This is a genomic window from Citrobacter amalonaticus (genome assembly GCF_018323885.1).
Classification (GTDB): Bacteria; Pseudomonadota; Gammaproteobacteria; order Enterobacterales; family Enterobacteriaceae; genus Citrobacter_A; species Citrobacter_A amalonaticus.
In genome coordinates this window covers 46,003-63,896 of the sequence record NZ_AP024587.1, presented here as the reverse complement: position 1 = coordinate 63,896, position 17,894 = coordinate 46,003, and the positions used below count along the sequence as shown (strand labels likewise).

Sequence of the window (17,894 nt, the reverse complement as noted above, 5' to 3'; positions counted from 1 at the left end):
TCCTGGCACCTTTAAAGATGCACCAGTAATGTACAAAAAATGCTTTTCGCCCTAGACGTTCCGGCGCTATCGGAAAAAGTGTCCAGAAAATATTTCTGGTGAACGTATTTATTTTTGTTGACCCACATCGCAAACCGTGAGTCTGTTCAGAGCTTGTATCTGAGCAGGCGAAGGGTTGGACAAGCCCGGCGGGCGCGTCAGCCTGTCACATTGGGGTATACCTGAATGCATGCACTTAAATGTTCCCTTTCAGCATGGCCACCGCCTCAGCGCCGTCCATCGCAAACTGCACCCGGTGCCTTGCGGCCACGTCCAGCGCAAACACCCTGGTGTACACTTCCGTCGAGCTCACCGACTTGTGGCCCATCAGGCTCTGCAGCACCTTCAGCGGAATACCGGCATACAGCATGTGCATGGCGTAGGAGTGACGGAACGTGTGCGGCGTCACCGGCACGGAGAAGGTCACCCCGTCAGCGGCCGCGGCGGTGATGGCCTCATTCAGCCAGGTCCGTACCGTTCGGTCGGTGACCTCCCAGATGCGCGCCTTCTCCGTTCTGCCGGTGCGTTTATTACGGCGCTCCAGCGGAATTTTCAGTGTGGCCACCATCATCTCCAGCTGGCTGACATACTGGTGATCGGAGAGTGGAACCAGACGGTGAGCCTGACTGCCAGCCGGGGCCCGTCCTGCCGTTCTGGCCGCTTTTTCCGCACGTTGTTTGAGCGTGGCCAGCTGGACGAATGGCCAGGGCGACGCCAGCGAAAAATCGCCCCGGGTCAGGGCCAGCGCCTCGTTGATCCGTGCGCCGGTGTTCCACAGTGTCGCCAGCAGCATTTTGCGGTGCAGATCGGGAACGTAGTGGAGCAGGGCGCTCACCTCCGGCGCCAGCAGGTACTTCGGCAGCTCATCATGTACCAGGGCCATTTGGCGCAGCGCCAGCGCCGCCGGGTAGTCGATGGCCACCGGAAACTGCGTGGCAGAAACCATGACGCCCTGCCCGGGAACAGACGGCATCATCGTGTGTCTCCCGGTACTGACGCGTTCATGGCGGGTGCGCAATGCATGGATGGCGCACCGGGGTTATCCCTGCCCGGCAGGATCTCATAAGCCGGAAGTGCTGTGATGCGGTATGTACCGTAATCGGTGTAAGTCACTGGTTCGGCCTCCATGACTTCCCGTAATCCGCTTTCAAGATGGCGGGCTTTTGGCACCATGATTTTAAGAGTGCGCATATCAACCTCCATCTTCTGGCGCTCGTTTTCAAGGGTTGTGGTCAGAAGGTACTTTTCCGTATGGAATGGTTCGTCTTTTCCGTCATCTCTCTGTTCATACGTCACATCCAGAACCATCATGTCGCCGGTATTACTGACCACATATCCGCTGAGTTTCTCATCAATGGTCACCGGTTCTTTTTTGCCGTTAACAGGAATGACCGTCCTGCTCTGACAGACAATGGTCATTCCTGGTTTCTGAGTGGCGTTGAGCGCCCGCATTTCACTGAGGGTTGCTGCTCCGGGCCGGCCCTGGATCATACCGATGAGAAGCATTACCAGCAGGCCGCGTATTACTATCGTGTTCATTAACTGTTCCCTGATCAGACCGATCGTAGCGCTGAGTACATACTGAGAAATCCCGCCCTTAGCTATCGTTGTTCAGTTGCAGCAGCTTTGGCGATCGCATCAACCGCTTCTCTGACTGAAAAGGACAATCCATCCGTATCTTTCGGTGAAAAATGTACCCAGTAGCACAAATACGTACCGTAGTTCTGGTCGGTATGACGAGTTTCATAATTTACGCTGAATGCGTAAATCTCCCGGTTGCCCAGTGGATAGTCTGTGATTTCGCAGTAACGCAGATAAAGGTCGCGCAATTCATCAAACAACTCTCCCTCTTTCAGCGGGCTCACTGCTTTGACTGCTTCACGCTGATCCATGAAATAGTCCACAGCGGCTTTTTTGGATTTAAATTCCTTCTGACCAATCTTCACCGGTATTGAACGTGCCATCCTAAACTCCTTTCTGGTTTGCTGATAAATAGTCACTCAGAGTAATCACACTTAGTGACATCATTGATTGCCACCTGATTAACTTTCCCTGCCACAATCATCACCCACCAGATAATACGCAGACATATAAATCCGTAACTAAATTACCGGATGGCGGTTTTCTGGTGATCCGATTTCTGGCGTATTCCAGATTTTCCGGAAGTGTAACACGGTCAGGGAATAAGCAAAGCGCCATTTTATGGTGGTGAGCGGGCGGTCACGGGGAAGGGGAGGGACACAACATATAGCGTCATTTACAGCTGAAAACACCGCTACATCTTGTGTTTCATGGCGGCTGCGCGCCGGTGTGTCTGAAGAAGATCCGGAACTAACAGAAAACGGATCTGCGGAAGAGAAATGACAGACTGCTGCCTGAATCGCAATAAATCAACACCACTGTGCGATTCAGTGCATTAATGCCATAGAGAGCACAAACAACACAAATAAATGCAAAAAGAGCAAAAACAAAATAAAGCATAAATGCTTTACATAACTTGTAAAGCGGATATGCTACACAGGCAAGTAAAGCAATAATGCTTTACACGAAATATCCGTGTGAGGAATGCCACCATGCCATTAGCCATGATTAACGTCCGCCTGGATGCGGCGCTGAAAGAACGCGTCGATCTAAAATTACAACAGCTGGGGTATTCAGCCACCCAGGCCATTACCGCGTGCTATCAGTATATCGACCAGAACGACAGCCTGCCGTTTACCATCGAAACCCGCGTCTGGCGGCCGGAGGAGTCACAGCAGAACACGCTGGCCGGTCTGCTGTCTGCCCGGCCCCGGCTCGCGGAGATCAGCCGACTGCTGACCGCGGATATGCTGACAGCGGAAGTGCGCCAGAAATACGCCCAGGAGCTGGCCATCGATATCAGCATGATCAAAGAAGACATGCGCCTGTATGACGCGGCCGGGCGCGCGGGAGAACAGCTGCAGCACTACGTGCAGTATTCGCTCAGCGAAGCCTACCTGGCACTGGTGCTCTGCCACAGCATCCTAGAAGATGCGCCGAACAGCTATGGGCGGAGTCTGTTCCTGAAAAAAGAAAGAGTCTTTGCCGAAGCGCTGGAAAGAGCGGAGAAACGGATGATTGAGATGGGCCTCCATCAGGCCGGGGCGGTGATCACCTCGACATTACACAAGGGCACGTACTGTACCGTCGAGGTTTCCCGTCCGGAGGATTACCAGTATGGAGCCTGGCAGGTCCGGGTGACGCTCAATCCGGCCCGTAAAGGGCAGACAGTACCGAAAATTGAAAGCTGGCTCACCTTCGCCTTTCCGAAAATACCTGAGCGGATCTTTAACGTGGCCAGCCCTTACAGCATGCCGGTGACGGTGAATGAGCAGTTGGAGATCGGTTTCCGGTTTGTGGAAGGCTACACGTTCTTCCACCTGTACTCGAACGGCACAGCTGAGGAGGACAACACGATTAATATTGACGAGGTGGCGGGGAGGCTCGGGGACTATATTGACAGCGAACTGGCCAGGTATCTGCCGGCCTGAGCCGGTTCGCCCGGTCCAGTGGACCGGGTTTCACCCCGCCACCAGGCTTATTCCGGTGGTTGGGGGTTCAGGAGCGAGCGGATGTCGACAGTCGCTTCGGCCGGAACATCGGCGTCACTGCCGTGGGTCAGTTCATCAATGTACTGGCGGATTTGCTGTATTTGTTGCAGGTAATAACCCAGTTTCCGGGCTATCTCCACACGGAGATCCGTCAGCCCGCGATGGCTTAAATAGTCACGCTTAACTGACGAAACCGATGCGTGGTCCCCGACATTCTTGTAGACACCAAATACCTCGTCATGCAGCGCCGCAAACCCTTTGCGGTTCCGCATAACCAGATCGGTGTCGTAAATATCCATAGCCACCTGCAGGTTGTTCTGCTCCAGTAAGATCCAGCCATACAGGGTCTGGCTCGCCGGCAAGGAGTCTTCCCAAATATCTCCCTTCCTGTCGCCATAGATGTACATTTTCAACAACGCAGTCAGGCGATTTTCAAGCTGGGCCAGTTTTGCAAGTAACTGCCCCTGAACGATGTCTATCTTGTTACAGAGCGCCAGATTCAGTTCGAGCATATAAAAAAACAGATTGATATGGGCATCGGTGATACCACTAAAACGCCGCAGGGATTCTGCGTCGGGGTTGTTTTGTAAATGTAGTTCCTCCGTCAGACGGGTTCCCTGGCGTTCAAGAATGGCATAGAGATCGATGCCGCGCCGTCTAACCACCTCAAACCCCTCCGGGGTAGGCATGGCGAAACAGTCATCATACTGGTCGATAAACTGCTGATAGCTGATCCCTGCGTCACTGAACCGCTCCTCCCTGATATCGTCCAGTATCCTGCTGACCTGGTCACGCACTTCCCGCTTAAACGCCTCCACATCAATATCGTTATAGAACGTGATATTCATCTGCTGGCGTATCAGATACGTCGGAAGCATCCCAGGCAGGCGCTTATTTGAAACGTAACGACCAGTGGCGGCATCTCTGCCAGGCTGGCGAGGCGGCTCCAGAATCACCTTTCCGGCTTCCACCTTCTTCTCAAACTCAGAACGAGTCTCTATCGGCCTGGCCATGTTTATCTCCGGGTATCAGGACGCAAATAAAAGTAGCGATATTTAAACGTAAAAGACGCCTGCCCGCAAAGTTTCCGACACTGATAATTTTCGGATCCTCGCAGAAAAAGAAAGAAGCAGGCATATCTATTACATATCCATGTGCCAGGCATCTGCATATGCAGAACCTATACATATGCGGAACATCTGCCTTACTGGACATATGCACACACCTGGTGCCTGAACATCATTCCGGATTTGCTCTACATGTCCCTAGACTCGGGAGAGATGTACATGAGAACCGTATCCATTTTTAAAAATGGCAACAACCGCGCCATCCGTCTGCCCCGCGATCTGGATTTTGAGGGGGTGAGCGAGCTGGAGATCGTCCGGGAAGGGGACAGCATCATCCTGCGCCCCGTCCCGCCGACCTGGGATTCATTCCTGGAGCTCGAAAAGGCAGACCCGGACTTTATGGCGGAGCGCGAGGACGTTGTCACCGACGAAGGACGATTTGACCTGTGAACAAAACCTATATGCTGGACACCTGTATCTGCTCGTTCATCATGCGCGAGCAGCCGGAAGCCGTCCTGAAGCATCTGGAGCAGGCGGTGCTGCGCAACCAGCGCATCGTTATCCCGGTCATCACCTATGCCGAGATGCGCTTCGGCGCCACCGGCCCGAAGGTCTCGCCGCGCCACATTGAGCTGGTTGACGCGTTCTGCGCCCGCCTCGATGCCATCCTGCCCTGGGACAGCGCCGCGGTGGACGCCACCACGGAGATTAAGGTCGCGCTGCGGCTCGCCGGAACCCCGATAGGCCCGAACGACACGGCGATCGCCGGGCACGCCATTGCGGCCGGCGTCGTGCTGGTGACGAATAATGTGCGGGAGTTTGAGCGGGTGCCGGGCCTGGTACTGGAAGACTGGGTTAAATAGGCTGGTAAGGGAAGCCGGAAAGGCTTTACGCCGTTTAGCTTATATACCCTCATTATCAGGAAAAACGGGCCAGCGGAAAGAACATGCGCTTCTCTGGCCTGAAGGGAAAAAACTGAAGGGCACATCTGCCATGCAAACGGCCTGGTCAGTAATTACCGAGGTGATGACTGACCTGTTCCAGAATAATTTTTAACTCCGTCATTTCGAAAAATGAATTTAATCCGGATATGAACTGTCTGAAAGTAATTATGTCCATCTGAATAGTGAATGATGCTATGGTTAAATTAAAGTTGTTACCGTCAGCATTGAAATTCGTGAATACTTCCTTTCCCCTGTAATTGCTGTTGTGATTTACTTTTGTTTCCGCACATAAAAAGGCGGCTGCCGTCACAAGCTCACGTAAAACGGGCCACCCGAAGTAAAATCCGCTGCCATAGTGTGTGATACAGACTTCTGTATCAATGGCCTGATAAACCTCACTGAACGGATTTAAGGGAAATGTTATTGCCGTTACACTTATAGTTATCTCCCCGCTTTTGAACTGATGCTCTGCATATCTGGACTGATGTAAATGTGATGTTGTATCGTCATAATCTTCAGGGCAGTATTTCATTGAAACAGAAACTACCGGCAACAATTCAGTCAGATATTTACCTGATATAACCGTTGTCAATTCTGTTGCATTAATCCTGCCGAGTAAATGCAGCGCCTGGGGTAAGGCATGGAGCAGATTTCCAGTTCGGGCTGAACTGATGAAATCGGTAATGTCCGCGACATGCTTACTTATCTCTGGCGCTTCATCCCAGCTTTTAATTTTAAAAACATGAAGACAGTTCTGGTCATCTATCTTCATTCCACGGGCATACGCAAAACTGTAAATATCTGCCATCACGTTCAGAAATGTCTTCAGGCGTCCGGAGTGGATCACGGGGGGCGCATTTCTGAAAGCAGCATAACAGGACTTCATCATGAGAATAACTGCACAGCGATGCAGTTCTGGGGTGGGATTTTTTTTTAGCAGATAAGCTGTGAGCGGGAGAATGTTACGGGTAAAAAGAGGGATCGCTTCGGATTGTCCGGATATGATTTTACAACCTGAAAACGTTAAATCGCTGTAGCGTTCAGGGAACGGGAAATACCAGTCCTCCCGCATAAGCAGCCATTCCCTGTAGTTCCGGCTGTCTTCCTCACTCAGTTCTAAAATAATTTCCCTCACTGGCCACCTCTTAAATTCAGTTATCGATCTGCCTTTTTTTACAAGAAAATTCATGTACTCAAAGGCATATAAATTATTTCTCTTCACAACCCCTTTAACACAACACACAGCCAGCTCAGAAAGCCGCGTAACTCGCGCATTTTCCCGGAGCCACTGTACCCCGGGCAATTAATAACCACTTGACCTGACATTTTAATAATCACCTTAAGATGCTTACCCCCATTTTCATTCCTCCGGGAGTGACAATCCTCAGGATGCAGCATCTCTGATGGAACCGTGTGCTTTATATTTCAGATCTAAAATTTAAACATTCAAATAATGTTTACCAGCGCGATATTGAAAATTACAGATGAGAAACCTAGGTACTTAGCGGTAAGTTAAAACCTGGGTTGCAATATTTTTACCCGGACATTTTTATACATATTCAGCCAATGAAATTCGCACCGCCTGAGCGCCATGCTATTCAAAATGATTATCCCGGACCTCTTCCTCATGAAGTGGCTTGCGTGTTCAGAATGTGCTCCTCTGTACTACAGCAAAAAGATCGCCGCATATGAGAATTCAAAAGCTGGACCTTCTGGTCTTTCAAACCGCAGGATCTGGAGTGAATAGATCCAGAAATAATAAAACTGCATCACTGGTTAATCTCGAACGACTATTTAAGAAATGGCATGCCTGCAACGAAAATGATTGAAGCCAGGGATCTTGTTTTTTGATGAACCGCTAAGCGTATGCTGTTTCCGTTTGTATCAGGCAGTTTACTAACCTGCCTGATACAATACGTGGTCAATTAATTCCCGTCACGCAGCAGGTTCAGTGTGCTCCTGGAAAATGAAATATCTTCAAATTTAACCAGACATCCCCTGCCGTTGGGTGACTGAGCTTCAAAACCTACCGTCATCTCTTCTGAATCATTATCGAGTGCATCATCAAATGAAAATGCGCGGATAAATATCCACTTTCCTGATTCCAGCGAGGCATGAAATGCGTAGATATTGTCACGTCGTGAAATACGGAGGGAAACCCGGGGAGCGGTAACAACAAATGCGTTAGCATCATCAGATGTAGCTCCCTTGTTCACCACAGAAACCACCATGGGTTCACCATCAGGTGAAATTTCATAACACAATTTTGCCCAGGTTTTTTCATTCGCGCGCAGAAGTAACACACCGGCATCGAACGTATCCCTGAAGTCCACTTCTACGGTAGCGCTAAACTGAAAGTCGCCCTGCGGGCAGGGGGTCATCATCGTCACAGCATCATGCCTTGCCTTGATCATTGAGTCCGGATTACTGCACGAGGGATCGATATAAATATCGCTTTCCGGCAGGGCCGATACAGACAGTGAGCCTGTCTGCGCATCGTATGACCATGAAGAACCTTCTGAGGCTTTAAAGCCTTCCTGAACATATTGATCCATTCTCTTTCCCTTTTTTAATCATCACCAGATGAAAGCCAGTTCCGCTCACAACGACAGTACAGCGCGCGTCTCACCCATTACTCAGCCGGCATCAAGACGTCTAATCCAAGGATATGCTGCTGCACATAAGAACATCAGGAGACTCGCACCGGTAATCGCAGCACCGATCCCCCCAAGATCTATTACCCAGCCGCCCAGAATAGCCCCCAGCGCAATGCCGCTGTTACAGGCCGAAATATTAAGCGTGCCGGCAAGTGCCTTTCCGCCCCGGGCCGCTTTCATCACCCTGATTTGCCCGAGCGGAAAGAGCGCGGTATGTGCTATACCCCATAAAACGAGGGAGAAAATGAAAAATACCGCTGATTTAGCCAGAAGTACTGAAGCTACTGCCCCTGTTCCCAGCATAACGCAGGAAATGACACCGGCTGCATCCGGATGGCGGTCAACATAACGACCGGCAAGGTAATTACCTATCAGGCCTACCGTGCCAAAGCCCATCAGCCACCAACCGATATAAGTACCCTCAATTCCGGCATGGCTTTGTAGCATGTCTGCAAGATAGGTATAAGCGCCAAACATGCCGGTAAAAACGGCAAGCGAAAGTATAAGGTTGGCAATAAAGTACCGGTTGTTAAGCATTCTGACCTGCGTCATCACACTGACGTTACTTTCTCCGGGAATGATTGGCATCGCCGCTCTGAGAAGAAATGCCATTGCAGCTGACAGAACGGCTAAAAACCAGAAGGTTCCCCGCCATCCTGCTGCGTCCCCCAGAAGTGTCCCCAGCGGTAACCCAAATAACAGTGCACCGGTTACGCCCAGATAGACCTGAGAAATGGCTTTCCCCGCTTTGTCTGCGGAAACTATTTTTCCGGCGACATCACTTCCAATTCCCCAGAAAACCGGAAGAAGAGCGGCCGGAATCAGCCTGGCCGCAAGAATTGTCCAGTAGCCAGGCGCGAGAGCAACGGCAGCATTGCTGGCACTGAACGCAACCAGTATCCACATAAAAAGTGCCCGTTTCTCAACACGGGAAAAATACGCCGTCAGCGGGGGACCGGCAAACACCACAGTCACAGCAAATGCCGTGACAAGTTGTCCTGCTACAGGGATGGATATGCCCAGATCCCCTGCCATTAATGGCATAAGGCCTATAATGACAAATTCAGTTGTCACAATTACAAACGCAGCAAGCGAGAAAATAGTGATGGCAAAGTTATCTGTTGTATTCAGAAGGGTCCCTGAGGACGTCTGAGACTTCATGGATAAAAGATCCTGTTCTTGATAATGCTGAAGCTAGTCTGCTATTTCGACACTGATACCCGTCAGAACGAATTGTTCCAGGGTTTCATTGCTGAGTCCCTCAGGGACGATAAGTACGTCGATATCAGAGATATCAGACAAACGGAAAGGCGCTGCTGTACCAATTTTATTGAGGGTGACCGGCACAATCACTCTTGAGCTTTGCTGCATAAGACAACGCTTCAGCTCTGCCTCTTCCGGCTCAAGTGCCGTTATACCAAGCGTAACATCCACCCCACAGGCACCCAGGATGAGAATATCCGGGAAAATCTGACGGGCCTGGTCCACGGTCTGGCTTCCAAGACAGGCACCCTTAATCGCATTAAATATGCCGCCAAGCACCATAGTTTTGCACAGCGTGTGCTCTGATAAGGCGATAGCGACGGCCGGGGCGTTTGTCACGACGGTGAGGGATACGTCTCTGGGAAGGCCCGCTGCGATGGCTATGTTGGTTGAGCTGGCATCAATAAAAATGGTCTGACCATTTTTAAGGTATTTAGTGATGCACTGAGACATTCTTTGTTTGTTTTCAACAAAGTTCCCCGCCCTGATCTGAATATTTCCTGCGTCAGGAGCAGGCAGTAAGGCCCCGCCATAAACCCTCCTGCAAAGACCCTGTTCGGCCATTTGCCTGAGATCACGTCTTATGGCGTTTTCAGATACGCCAAACTCTCTGGCCAGCTCAGCGGCTATTACACGACCACGAACGCTGAGGCGTTTCAGGATCTCATCCTGTCTTTCCTGATTAAGCATAAACAGACACCGACGCTTTGTTTGATTGTGTTTATTTGTGGTGATTCTTGCACGTTTGCTGGGTGTGTGCAATCCTTATTCAGCCTGGCATCCATGACTACTTATTAAGCCCGAACGTCATCAGGGTTAAACCGGAGGGAGGCATTACTGAAAGGATCAGACAGCCGGAAAATTCAGAAGGGGGTGGGTAAGTGGTCTAGCGTCATCAATGAAAAAAGACAGACCTGTGCGACAGCACTTCTGCGGTATGTCGCTCATAAAAAAGGGCGTAAAACGAAACTTGCATCTTCAGGCCAAGCGATTTCACCGTAAATCGTCATGTTGAACCTCACATCCTGAGATTTTTATTCATCTGCAAAATTCTATAAATCAAATATGAAAAATCATGCTGTAAACGGCCAGGTTGCTCCTTCCGTGGAGATGGTCAGATCACGCGGTGCGCTGATAAAGGCGCTTCTGTCTCTTGCTATGGGTGGATTTGCAATTGGTACGGGCGAATTTGTCATCATGGGGCTGCTTCCCGACGCGGCACATGGGCTCGGCGTATCCATTCCTTCTGCCGGACATCTGATAAGTATTTATGCACTGGGTGTTGTGGTTGGTGCGCCTGTTCTGGCCGTCGCCGGGGCAAGGCTGTCCCGAAAAACTTTCCTCATTATCCTTATGGCTATGTTTGCTGCGGGTAACCTGATGAGCGCATGGGCCCCGGACTACGAACTGATGCTGCTGATGCGGTTCATTGCCGGTATTCCCCACGGGACCTTCTTCGGTGTTGCCGCACTGCTGGCAGCAGAGCTGGTAGAGCGTTCCAGAAGGGCTCAGGCCGTTTCAATGGTGCTTCTTGGACTGACGGTCGCCAACCTTCTTGGCGTCCCGGCTGTGACCGCCATCGGTCAGTCTGTCGGCTGGCGTACGGCATTTGCTATTGTGGGTGCGCTGGCGGTGCTGACTATGTTAATGATTTATGCATGGGTACCGTGGAAGGCAGGAGATAAAACTGCGAGTCCGCTTCGCGAACTTTCAGCGATTACACGAAAACAGGTTCTTCTGACTCTGGCCATTGGGTCAATCGGTAATGGGGGCATGTTTGCGGTTTTCAGTTACGTAAAACCCACCATGCTTGAACTCGCAGGGCATTCTGCGGCAATGATCCCTGTAATACTGTCCATGTTCGGACTGGGTATGGTCGCGGGTAACGTCATCGGTGGAAGAATGGCTGACAAGAATCTAGAAAAAACCATTCGTTACCTGCTGCTGTGGTCCATTCTGATAATGTGCGTGTATGTCTTTACCTCTCACTACGCATGGCCCGGGGCCATCACCGTAATGTTGATAGGCACGATGGTTTCCCTCTCTTCCGTTTTGCAAATACGACTGATGGATGTCGCCGGAGATGCACAGACGATGGCTGCAGCGCTAAATCACTCGGCGTTTAACACTGCTAACGCTCTGGGAGCCTGGCTCGGGGGCCTGACCATCACGGCCGGACTGGGCTGGTCGTCAACCGGCTGGGTTGGTGCTATCCTGGCCTTGGCTGGGTTAGGTTTGCATTTATGGGCCGTTTCGGATACCAGAAAATCGGAACGCATTGCCTGTTGACCGTTCTGTAACTGAAGAAAGGATGTAGTGGAGTCGTTATCATTCTTCACTATATCCCCCGTTTGTCGCGTCTGACTTTTGTTCAGGAATTTCCCGCTCATCAGTAAATTAATTCATGATTTAGGAGCATGTGTTGACGGGACTGAGAACAGGTGAACACCTCCCACTTGAGAAATGAACGCCCAGGCCAGTGCGACCCTCTACTGCCATTGAGAAAAAATTCGCGTTCCCCCTCACAACTGACCGCCCGCTGACGTCAAAAGAGAGACAATCCGCACATTAATCCTTACCCACGCCAACCCCACAGCTATCAATCTTATTAAACAGGTGATCCGACTTCACCAGAAATCGGATCTGCCCCGAAAAGAAGGAAGTACCATGGTGTTTATGTTGCTATGTAGAAGCGAAATTTACTGTGTAGCATATTTACTACATAACTATTTGATGGTAAAAAATAACACACAGGCAAACAGGAGAGCATATAAGATGGCAGCCATAAACATAAAGATAGATGATGTACTCAAGGATGGCGGAGATGACGTTCTGCGGGAACATGGTCTGAACACAACGCAGGCTATTACACTTTTCTGGCAGTACCTCGTCCAGCACCGCAGGCTGCCTTTCATCGCTGAGACCAGACTTTTCACAGCAACCGATCTTACCTTGGCCATTGCCACCCAGTATGGCGATGCGCTCAACCAGCTGCATAAAATCCAGGACATGCTCAGTTCCGGCGCGACAGAATTCGCTGAACTTGCCGCTGCTAAACTGGAGCTCTCCCGTCAGGCTGCAGCCATTCAGCAGAATGGCTGGCGACTGGAGTCTCTGCCGGAGGACAATGATTTATCTGCCCCAGCAAGGCGGATGCTACCCCGCATTCACTACCACCTGACCGGATGTGACTTTGCATTGTCTGACTTACCGTCCTGCCCCCCGATCCCGGTCCGGATGGTTAACGGGTTTGGCACTGCACTACAGCAATACGAAACTGAGTTTTCCAGGCTGCAGGCGGTACTGCGTGATTCAGGCCTGCTGGCACGCCCTGAGCCGCTGCGTGAATTTGTTTACCGGGACGACAACGTCATGATATCGGTCATACAGCAGCATGATTATCAGCACGGGGCATGGATTGTGCGGGTGCAGGCCAAAACCCTGGAACATGAAAATGCCCTGGAGGATGCCGGCCTGACGTTCCCCGAACTGGAGGGCAGGGTGTTTCTGCCCGGTAGCGTGTACGGAAAAGCGGTACGCAATTCGCAGACCGGAAAATATGAGATGGGATTCCGGTTTCTCTCCGGCGTCACAGAGTTTCATATGTACTCCAGCGGGCACGAGGAGGACAGGAATCCAACCTCAGCGGATCAGGTGGCGGCCAGCCTCGCCGTGACTGTGGACACTTATCTTGTAACGTTGCTCCATGAAATGGCCGGCAAAAATTAACCCTGGAGATAAAAAATGAATAATAACCACGGTATTCCCGACCATCTTTTCACCGTACAGAATTCTGATAATACATACAGCTGGACCCTGGGAACACGTATGGGCCAGTTTATCTCTGAGATAGAAACGCTCTATGGTGCCCGGTACACCACATGGACTCTTCTGGGCTTTGAGTTTAAAGAAGGAAGGCCTGATATCCGATTTTCCGGCTACCCGGTCCGGCGTCAGATTATTATCCGGCTGGGTGAGAAAGCCTTTAAGTCTGCTTCGCAGGCTATATATCAACTTGCTCATGAGTGCATTCACCTGCTGGCGCCGGTAGTGGGTGGAGATGCGCCAGTTTTAGAGGAAGGACTGGCAACCATGTACTCAGAAGACAAAGTCAGAGCGTTGTATCCTTCCCCCCAGGATGCGATCCGTACCCGTTCGCAAAACTATATTGATGCCGCAGCCAGGGTCCGGGAGTTACTTCAGCTTAAGCCGGACGCCATCCGCAAGCTTCGTGCTGTGGAGCCGGACTTTTTCAGAATGACGGAACACACGTTTGCTGATGCCGGTCTTGACCAGATCCCGCAACCACTGATGGCTGAGCTGCTACGGACTTTTTAAGTCACCGGATGCAGTGTTAACTGCCCTCCCCGCAGGCAGCTGGCCGCTGCGCAGAGGTCCTGCGAGGGGTTGCCCATGCCCCCGGAAACCCCGCTTTATACAGCCTGGTGCGTATCATTTTTACCCGCTCATTACTGATGTTATCGGTATCGAGTGATACCGTAACCAGTATTGCCAGACTGGCGTCGGTGAGGGTAAAGCGGGCCGGAAGTTTCCAGCAGCTGCTCCGGGCTGTTTCAATGCCTTCAAACAGCACCCGCAGGTAGTCCGGCACGGCTTCCCCTCTGCCGTCGACAATAGCTTCCTCGCTCCGGTGTAAAAATTCGGCTTCTGGAATTTCCCTGGCGGCGACGTTGAGGATCTGTTCAAGAGAGGGCCAGTATTTGCCGTCATACTGGCTGCGCAAGGCGTCGAGAGGATCACGCAAATACGAACGATAGTGCCCGTTCTGCTCTGAGGCCATCTCAATCAGATCGACAATGTGCGTCGTGCGCTCCAGTGAAAAGGCGTTACGATTGAGTATCTGGCCCTGCTCTGTCAGCAGCGCAGACAACGCTGCCGCCTGCGCGGCGATTTTCTCATTCAGCTCGGTCAGCCTGCGGTAGTCAGCTTTCAGCCGGCTGTTATGATCCTGAGTGCCATACGCTCCCGCAAAAAAAATCTACTCCAGCAGGGTGTGGCACTGCTGCCAGCTGAGCCGCTGCTGTGCAATGTTTTCCCATACCGGCATCATTTCTGTTTCACGGGAAATAAGCCTGTCCAGCAACGGCCAGTGCGGTTTTCGCAGCGAATGTTCGTGGAGTGCATATTCTGGCCCAACGTGAACCCCCATTCTGGCGGAACGTGAACGCAGTTTCTGGTTTTACGTGAACGTGTATTCCGGCGGAAAATACCCCGATTTTGCACCATGACCAGAATCACTGTTCATTTTGCCAGAATCGGTGTTCACCCGACCGGAACTGCCGTTCACGTCACCAGAACCATTCTTAACGCATTGATTTTTGATGCTATATCTATCCCTTTTATTCTAGGGAGTGATATATGCCAAACAAGAGAATCGCAATGCGTAAAATCCATGAAATTTTAAGGCTGCGTTTTGAAGTCGGCCTGTCCTTCCGCCAGATAAGCCAGTGCGCTGATGTCAGCACAGGCGCCATCCAGAAAATGCTCAAGCGTCTTGAGGCCTCAGGGATCTCCTGGCCCCTCCCTGAGGGGATGTCAGAGCCCCGACTTGCCAGTCTGCTGTATCCTGAGTCTGACAGTCGTCCTGGTGCGCTGGAGGATCCTGACTGGGCTGAAATCCATATGGAGCTGCGTAAGAAAGGTGTCACCCGCCACCTTCTGTGGGAGGAATACTGCCAGCGGATGCCCGTCCGGGCGTACAGCTACTCGCAGTTCTGCTGCCGCTACCAGGCCTGGTGCCAGTCACAGAAACGCTCCATGTGCCAGCAGCATCTCGCCGGTGAAAAATGCTTTATCGACTACTGTGGACCCACGGTGCCGGTTATCTCACCAGAGACGGGTGAATGCCGCCAGGCGCAGATCTTCGTGGCGGTACTGGGCGCATCAAACTACACCTTCGCGGAGGCTACCTATACGCAGTCGCTACCAGACTGGCTTCTCAGCCACGTCAGGATGCTGGAGTTCTTCGTTGGTGTACCCGAAATACTGGTTCCGGATAACCTGAAAAGCGGGGTTAGCAAAGCCTGTCGTTACGATCCTGAACTGAATCCCTCCTACCAGCAGTTGGCGGAGCATTATCAGGTTGTGGTGATACCTGCCCGGCCCAGAAAACCCAGAGACAAGCCGAAGGCGGAAGTTGGCGTTCAGATCGTCGAGCGCTGGATCCTGGCCCGGCTACGGCACCAGGTCTTCTTCTCGCTCGCCGAGCTGAACCACTGTATCCGGACGCTGGTAACCGAGCTCAACCAACGGCCCTTCAAAAAACTGCCTGGCAACCGTCGGGAAGCCTTCGAAAGGCTGGACAGCCCCGCGCTCAGACCGTTACCGGTACAGCCGTGGCGCTACAGGCACATCAAAAAAGCGAAAGTGAATATCGATTATCACGTCGGTAAAACGGTAGAGCTTCATGCCTTCAACAACCTGCTTGAAGTCTGGTCTGACGGACAGATGATCGCCAGTCACCCGCGTCGCCTTCATCCGGGCAACAGTACCGCAGCAGAGCACATGCCGGAGCGCCATCGTCATCATCAACAGTGGACGCCAGAGCGGCTGAAAAGCTGGGCGGCCGGTGTGGGCTCCGACACCTTCACGTGGGTCAGCGGGCGTCTGGCAGAAAAAGCACATCCGGAGCAGGCCTATCGCCTGTGTCTGGGACTGCTGAGCCTGACGCGTGAATATCCTTCTGAGCGGGTCAATAACAGCTGCCGGCTGGCCAATGCAGAGGGGTTAAGCCGGCTGAAGCAGATAAAGTCGATCCTGAAGAATAACCGCGACCTGGTTCCGGCGGACAAAGATCTGCATCCGTCCCAGGAGCTTCCTCAGGAACATGAAAACATCCGTGGTCCACGCCACTTCCACTGAAACAGGGAACCCGATAATGCCACACACGCTGATGAAACAGCTGACAGAAATGAAACTGACGGGAATGGCGGCGGCGCTGTCCTCACAGATGGAGCAACCCGGCACTTACGAAGATCTCTCCTTCAGGGAAAGACTGGCGTTGCTGGTAACGCGCGAATCTCTCGAAAGGGAGCAGCGTAAACAGAAGCGCCTGCTACAAAAGGCACGGCTGAGACTTGAAGCCTCGGTCCACGACATCGACTACCAGCCCGCGAGAAACCTGGAGCGTTCGCGGATCGCTCAGCTAAGCCAGAACGAATGGGTGGTCAGGGGGCAGAACCTGCTGATAACCGGCCCGTGCGGCTGTGGCAAGACCTATGTAGGCTGCGCTCTGGGCAACAACGCCTGCCAGCAGGGTTACAGCGTGCAGTACTGGCGACTGAGCCGGTTGCTGGTTGAACTGACGCACAGCCGCGCAGACGGTAGTTACCGAAAGCAGCTGACTCAGCTGTCAAAAACGCAGTTACTTATCCTGGATGACTGGGGCCTTGAGCCGTTACTGCCAGCGCAGCGTAACGATCTGCTGGAACTGATGGATGACAGATACGGCAAAAACGCCACGGTGATGATAAGCCAGTTGCCAACAGATGAGTAGTATGGCTGCGTTGGCGATAACACACTGGCGGACGCGATCCTTGATCGTCTGATGCATAACTCCCACCGGCTGGAAATGAAAGGCGAGTCGATGAGAAAACGACTGGCACAGGTTGACGGAAAGTGAACGGTCAGTGTAATAAGAAGAAGTTAGGGCGCGTTAGGAAATAACGCGTTCACGTTCAGCCGGAACGAACGTTCATCTTCGCCAGAATACGCAGCCAGATGAAGGCACGGAAAAAACCGGCGCAGCCGGGCTTCGCCGCGCTGATGAAGGAATTTCTGCGCACAGACCCGTACAAATGCATCCTGTGCGGTAACCGGCTTCATTTTACCGGCGCAGAGGCGGGCAGACATGCCACAGAGTTAGTGGCCGAAAGGCTGCATAACATCGACAGGAAACGATGGCTTCTGGCACAGGCAGCAGGATAAGTGCGCCTGAAATATGGATTCTAGGCTAATAATACGCCTGAAAGCGCATTTTATGGCCATAAGTGGTATGAGTACCCGCTATAACCTGGCTTCTGAAGACGATGTTCATGGTCAGGAAATGTTTAAAACGATGATTCAATCTCCTAACCATGAACGGTGGTGATGGCGAGATCAGAATAGCGCTGAGGTCTTCCCCGTGATGAAGGCGTTGCCGACTCATACCAGGCCTGAATCGCTTCATCGTCCAGCCAGAAAGTTATGGAGCCACGGTTGATGAGGGCTTTGTTGTAGGTGGGCCAGTTGGTGATTTTGAACTTTTGCTTTGCCACGGAACGGTCTGCGTTGTCGGGAAGATGCGTGCTCTGATCCTTCAACTCAGCAAAAGTTCGATTTATTCAACAAAGC

At 51.9% G+C, this 17,894-nt stretch carries 17 protein-coding genes and 3 pseudogenes; 9 read left to right on the top strand and 11 right to left on the bottom strand.

Going from position 1 to position 17,894, the window contains the following annotated elements; genetic code table 11:
* Positions 1-235: 235 nt before the first annotated feature.
* The 3 genes from KI228_RS23590 to KI228_RS23580 form a co-directional block, all read right to left on the bottom strand.
* Positions 236-1,015, bottom strand: a complete 780-nt coding sequence (locus KI228_RS23590; protein WP_141227226.1) for a site-specific integrase — start codon at positions 1,013-1,015, stop codon at positions 236-238.
* Positions 1,012-1,578 (bottom strand): hypothetical protein, encoded by a 567-nt coding sequence (locus tag KI228_RS23585; protein ID WP_141227225.1) that lies wholly within the window; start codon positions 1,576-1,578, stop codon positions 1,012-1,014. Before KI228_RS23585 ends, KI228_RS23590 begins: the two co-directional genes overlap by 4 nt.
* 62 nt (positions 1,579-1,640) lie before the next feature.
* On the bottom strand, positions 1,641-2,003 hold the full coding sequence (locus KI228_RS23580) for a hypothetical protein (RefSeq protein WP_039265233.1): 363 nt from the start codon (positions 2,001-2,003) through the stop codon (positions 1,641-1,643).
* Positions 2,004-2,612: 609 nt separating this feature from the next.
* Here KI228_RS23580 and KI228_RS23575 point away from each other — a divergent pair.
* On the top strand, positions 2,613-3,551 hold the full coding sequence (locus KI228_RS23575) for a type II toxin-antitoxin system RelB/DinJ family antitoxin (protein ID WP_121572283.1): 939 nt from the start codon (positions 2,613-2,615) through the stop codon (positions 3,549-3,551).
* Between the two features lie 47 nt (positions 3,552-3,598).
* Here the strand turns inward: KI228_RS23575 and KI228_RS23570 are convergent, their stop codons facing one another.
* Entirely contained in the window at positions 3,599-4,624 is a 1,026-nt protein-coding gene (locus KI228_RS23570) for a hypothetical protein (protein WP_121572284.1), read from the bottom strand.
* Between the two features lie 273 nt (positions 4,625-4,897).
* Between KI228_RS23570 and vapB the strand changes: the two genes are divergently transcribed.
* The gene (gene vapB / locus KI228_RS23565; RefSeq protein ID WP_121572285.1) at positions 4,898-5,128 is read left to right on the top strand and encodes a type II toxin-antitoxin system VapB family antitoxin; all 231 of its coding nucleotides are present in this window, start codon (positions 4,898-4,900) and stop codon (positions 5,126-5,128) included.
* Entirely contained in the window at positions 5,125-5,541 is a 417-nt protein-coding gene (locus KI228_RS23560; protein WP_121572286.1) for a type II toxin-antitoxin system VapC family toxin, read from the top strand. The genes vapB and KI228_RS23560 overlap by 4 nt, the downstream gene beginning before the upstream one ends.
* Positions 5,542-5,686: 145 nt before the next feature.
* On the opposite strand, the gene KI228_RS23555 is transcribed toward KI228_RS23560, so the two are convergent.
* The 4 genes from KI228_RS23555 to KI228_RS23540 all read right to left on the bottom strand — a co-directional run bounded on the left by KI228_RS23555 (position 5,687) and on the right by KI228_RS23540 (position 10,232).
* Positions 5,687-6,757 (bottom strand): hypothetical protein, encoded by a 1,071-nt coding sequence (locus KI228_RS23555; protein WP_141227224.1) that lies wholly within the window; start codon positions 6,755-6,757, stop codon positions 5,687-5,689.
* A gap of 790 nt (positions 6,758-7,547) precedes the next feature.
* Positions 7,548-8,177: a DUF1349 domain-containing protein gene (locus tag KI228_RS23550; RefSeq protein ID WP_063136851.1), complete on the bottom strand. Its 630-nt coding sequence runs from the start codon at positions 8,175-8,177 to the stop codon at positions 7,548-7,550.
* Positions 8,178-8,258: 81 nt separating this feature from the next.
* Positions 8,259-9,440, bottom strand: coding sequence for an MFS transporter (locus tag KI228_RS23545; RefSeq protein WP_141227223.1), 1,182 nt, complete (start codon positions 9,438-9,440; stop codon positions 8,259-8,261).
* 33 nt (positions 9,441-9,473) lie between these two features.
* Positions 9,474-10,232 (bottom strand): DeoR/GlpR family DNA-binding transcription regulator, encoded by a 759-nt coding sequence (locus KI228_RS23540; RefSeq protein WP_047732337.1) that lies wholly within the window; start codon positions 10,230-10,232, stop codon positions 9,474-9,476.
* 420 nt (positions 10,233-10,652) lie between these two features.
* Here KI228_RS23540 and KI228_RS23535 point away from each other — a divergent pair, with 420 nt between their 5' ends.
* The 3 genes from KI228_RS23535 (at position 10,653) to KI228_RS23525 (ending at position 13,880) form a co-directional block, all read left to right on the top strand.
* On the top strand, positions 10,653-11,831 hold the full coding sequence (locus tag KI228_RS23535) for an MFS transporter (protein ID WP_121572350.1): 1,179 nt from the start codon (positions 10,653-10,655) through the stop codon (positions 11,829-11,831).
* Between the two features lie 486 nt (positions 11,832-12,317).
* Complete coding sequence (locus KI228_RS23530; protein WP_161556283.1) at positions 12,318-13,271, top strand: type II toxin-antitoxin system RelB/DinJ family antitoxin; 954 nt, start codon at positions 12,318-12,320, stop codon at positions 13,269-13,271.
* 15 nt (positions 13,272-13,286) lie between these two features.
* The gene (locus KI228_RS23525) at positions 13,287-13,880 is read left to right on the top strand and encodes a hypothetical protein (RefSeq protein ID WP_141227222.1); all 594 of its coding nucleotides are present in this window, start codon (positions 13,287-13,289) and stop codon (positions 13,878-13,880) included.
* Positions 13,881-13,896: 16 nt separating this feature from the next.
* On the opposite strand, the gene KI228_RS23520 is transcribed toward KI228_RS23525, so the two are convergent.
* Positions 13,897-14,433: a hypothetical protein gene (locus tag KI228_RS23520; RefSeq protein WP_121572291.1), complete on the bottom strand. Its 537-nt coding sequence runs from the start codon at positions 14,431-14,433 to the stop codon at positions 13,897-13,899.
* A 108-nt stretch (positions 14,434-14,541) separates the two neighbouring features.
* Positions 14,542-14,712 (bottom strand): hypothetical protein, encoded by a 171-nt coding sequence (locus KI228_RS23515; protein WP_224267614.1) that lies wholly within the window; start codon positions 14,710-14,712, stop codon positions 14,542-14,544.
* 209 nt (positions 14,713-14,921) lie between these two features.
* Between KI228_RS23515 and istA the strand changes: the two genes are divergently transcribed.
* The 3 genes and pseudogenes from istA to KI228_RS24660 all read left to right on the top strand — a co-directional run.
* Positions 14,922-16,424 carry an IS21 family transposase gene (gene istA, locus KI228_RS23510; RefSeq protein WP_141227221.1) on the top strand — a complete coding sequence of 501 codons (1,503 nt, stop codon included), beginning with the start codon at positions 14,922-14,924 and terminating at the stop codon, positions 16,422-16,424.
* A gap of 13 nt (positions 16,425-16,437) precedes the next feature.
* Positions 16,438-17,184 (top strand): annotated as a pseudogene (gene istB / locus KI228_RS23505) (IS21-like element helper ATPase IstB).
* 95 nt (positions 17,185-17,279) lie between these two features.
* Positions 17,280-17,489: pseudogene (locus KI228_RS24660) on the top strand (IS91 family transposase); the annotation flags it as partial.
* A 152-nt stretch (positions 17,490-17,641) separates the two neighbouring features.
* Here the strand turns inward: KI228_RS24660 and KI228_RS23500 are convergent.
* Positions 17,642-17,863, bottom strand: a pseudogene (locus KI228_RS23500) (transposase); the annotation flags it as partial.
* Positions 17,864-17,894 lie beyond the last annotated feature (31 nt).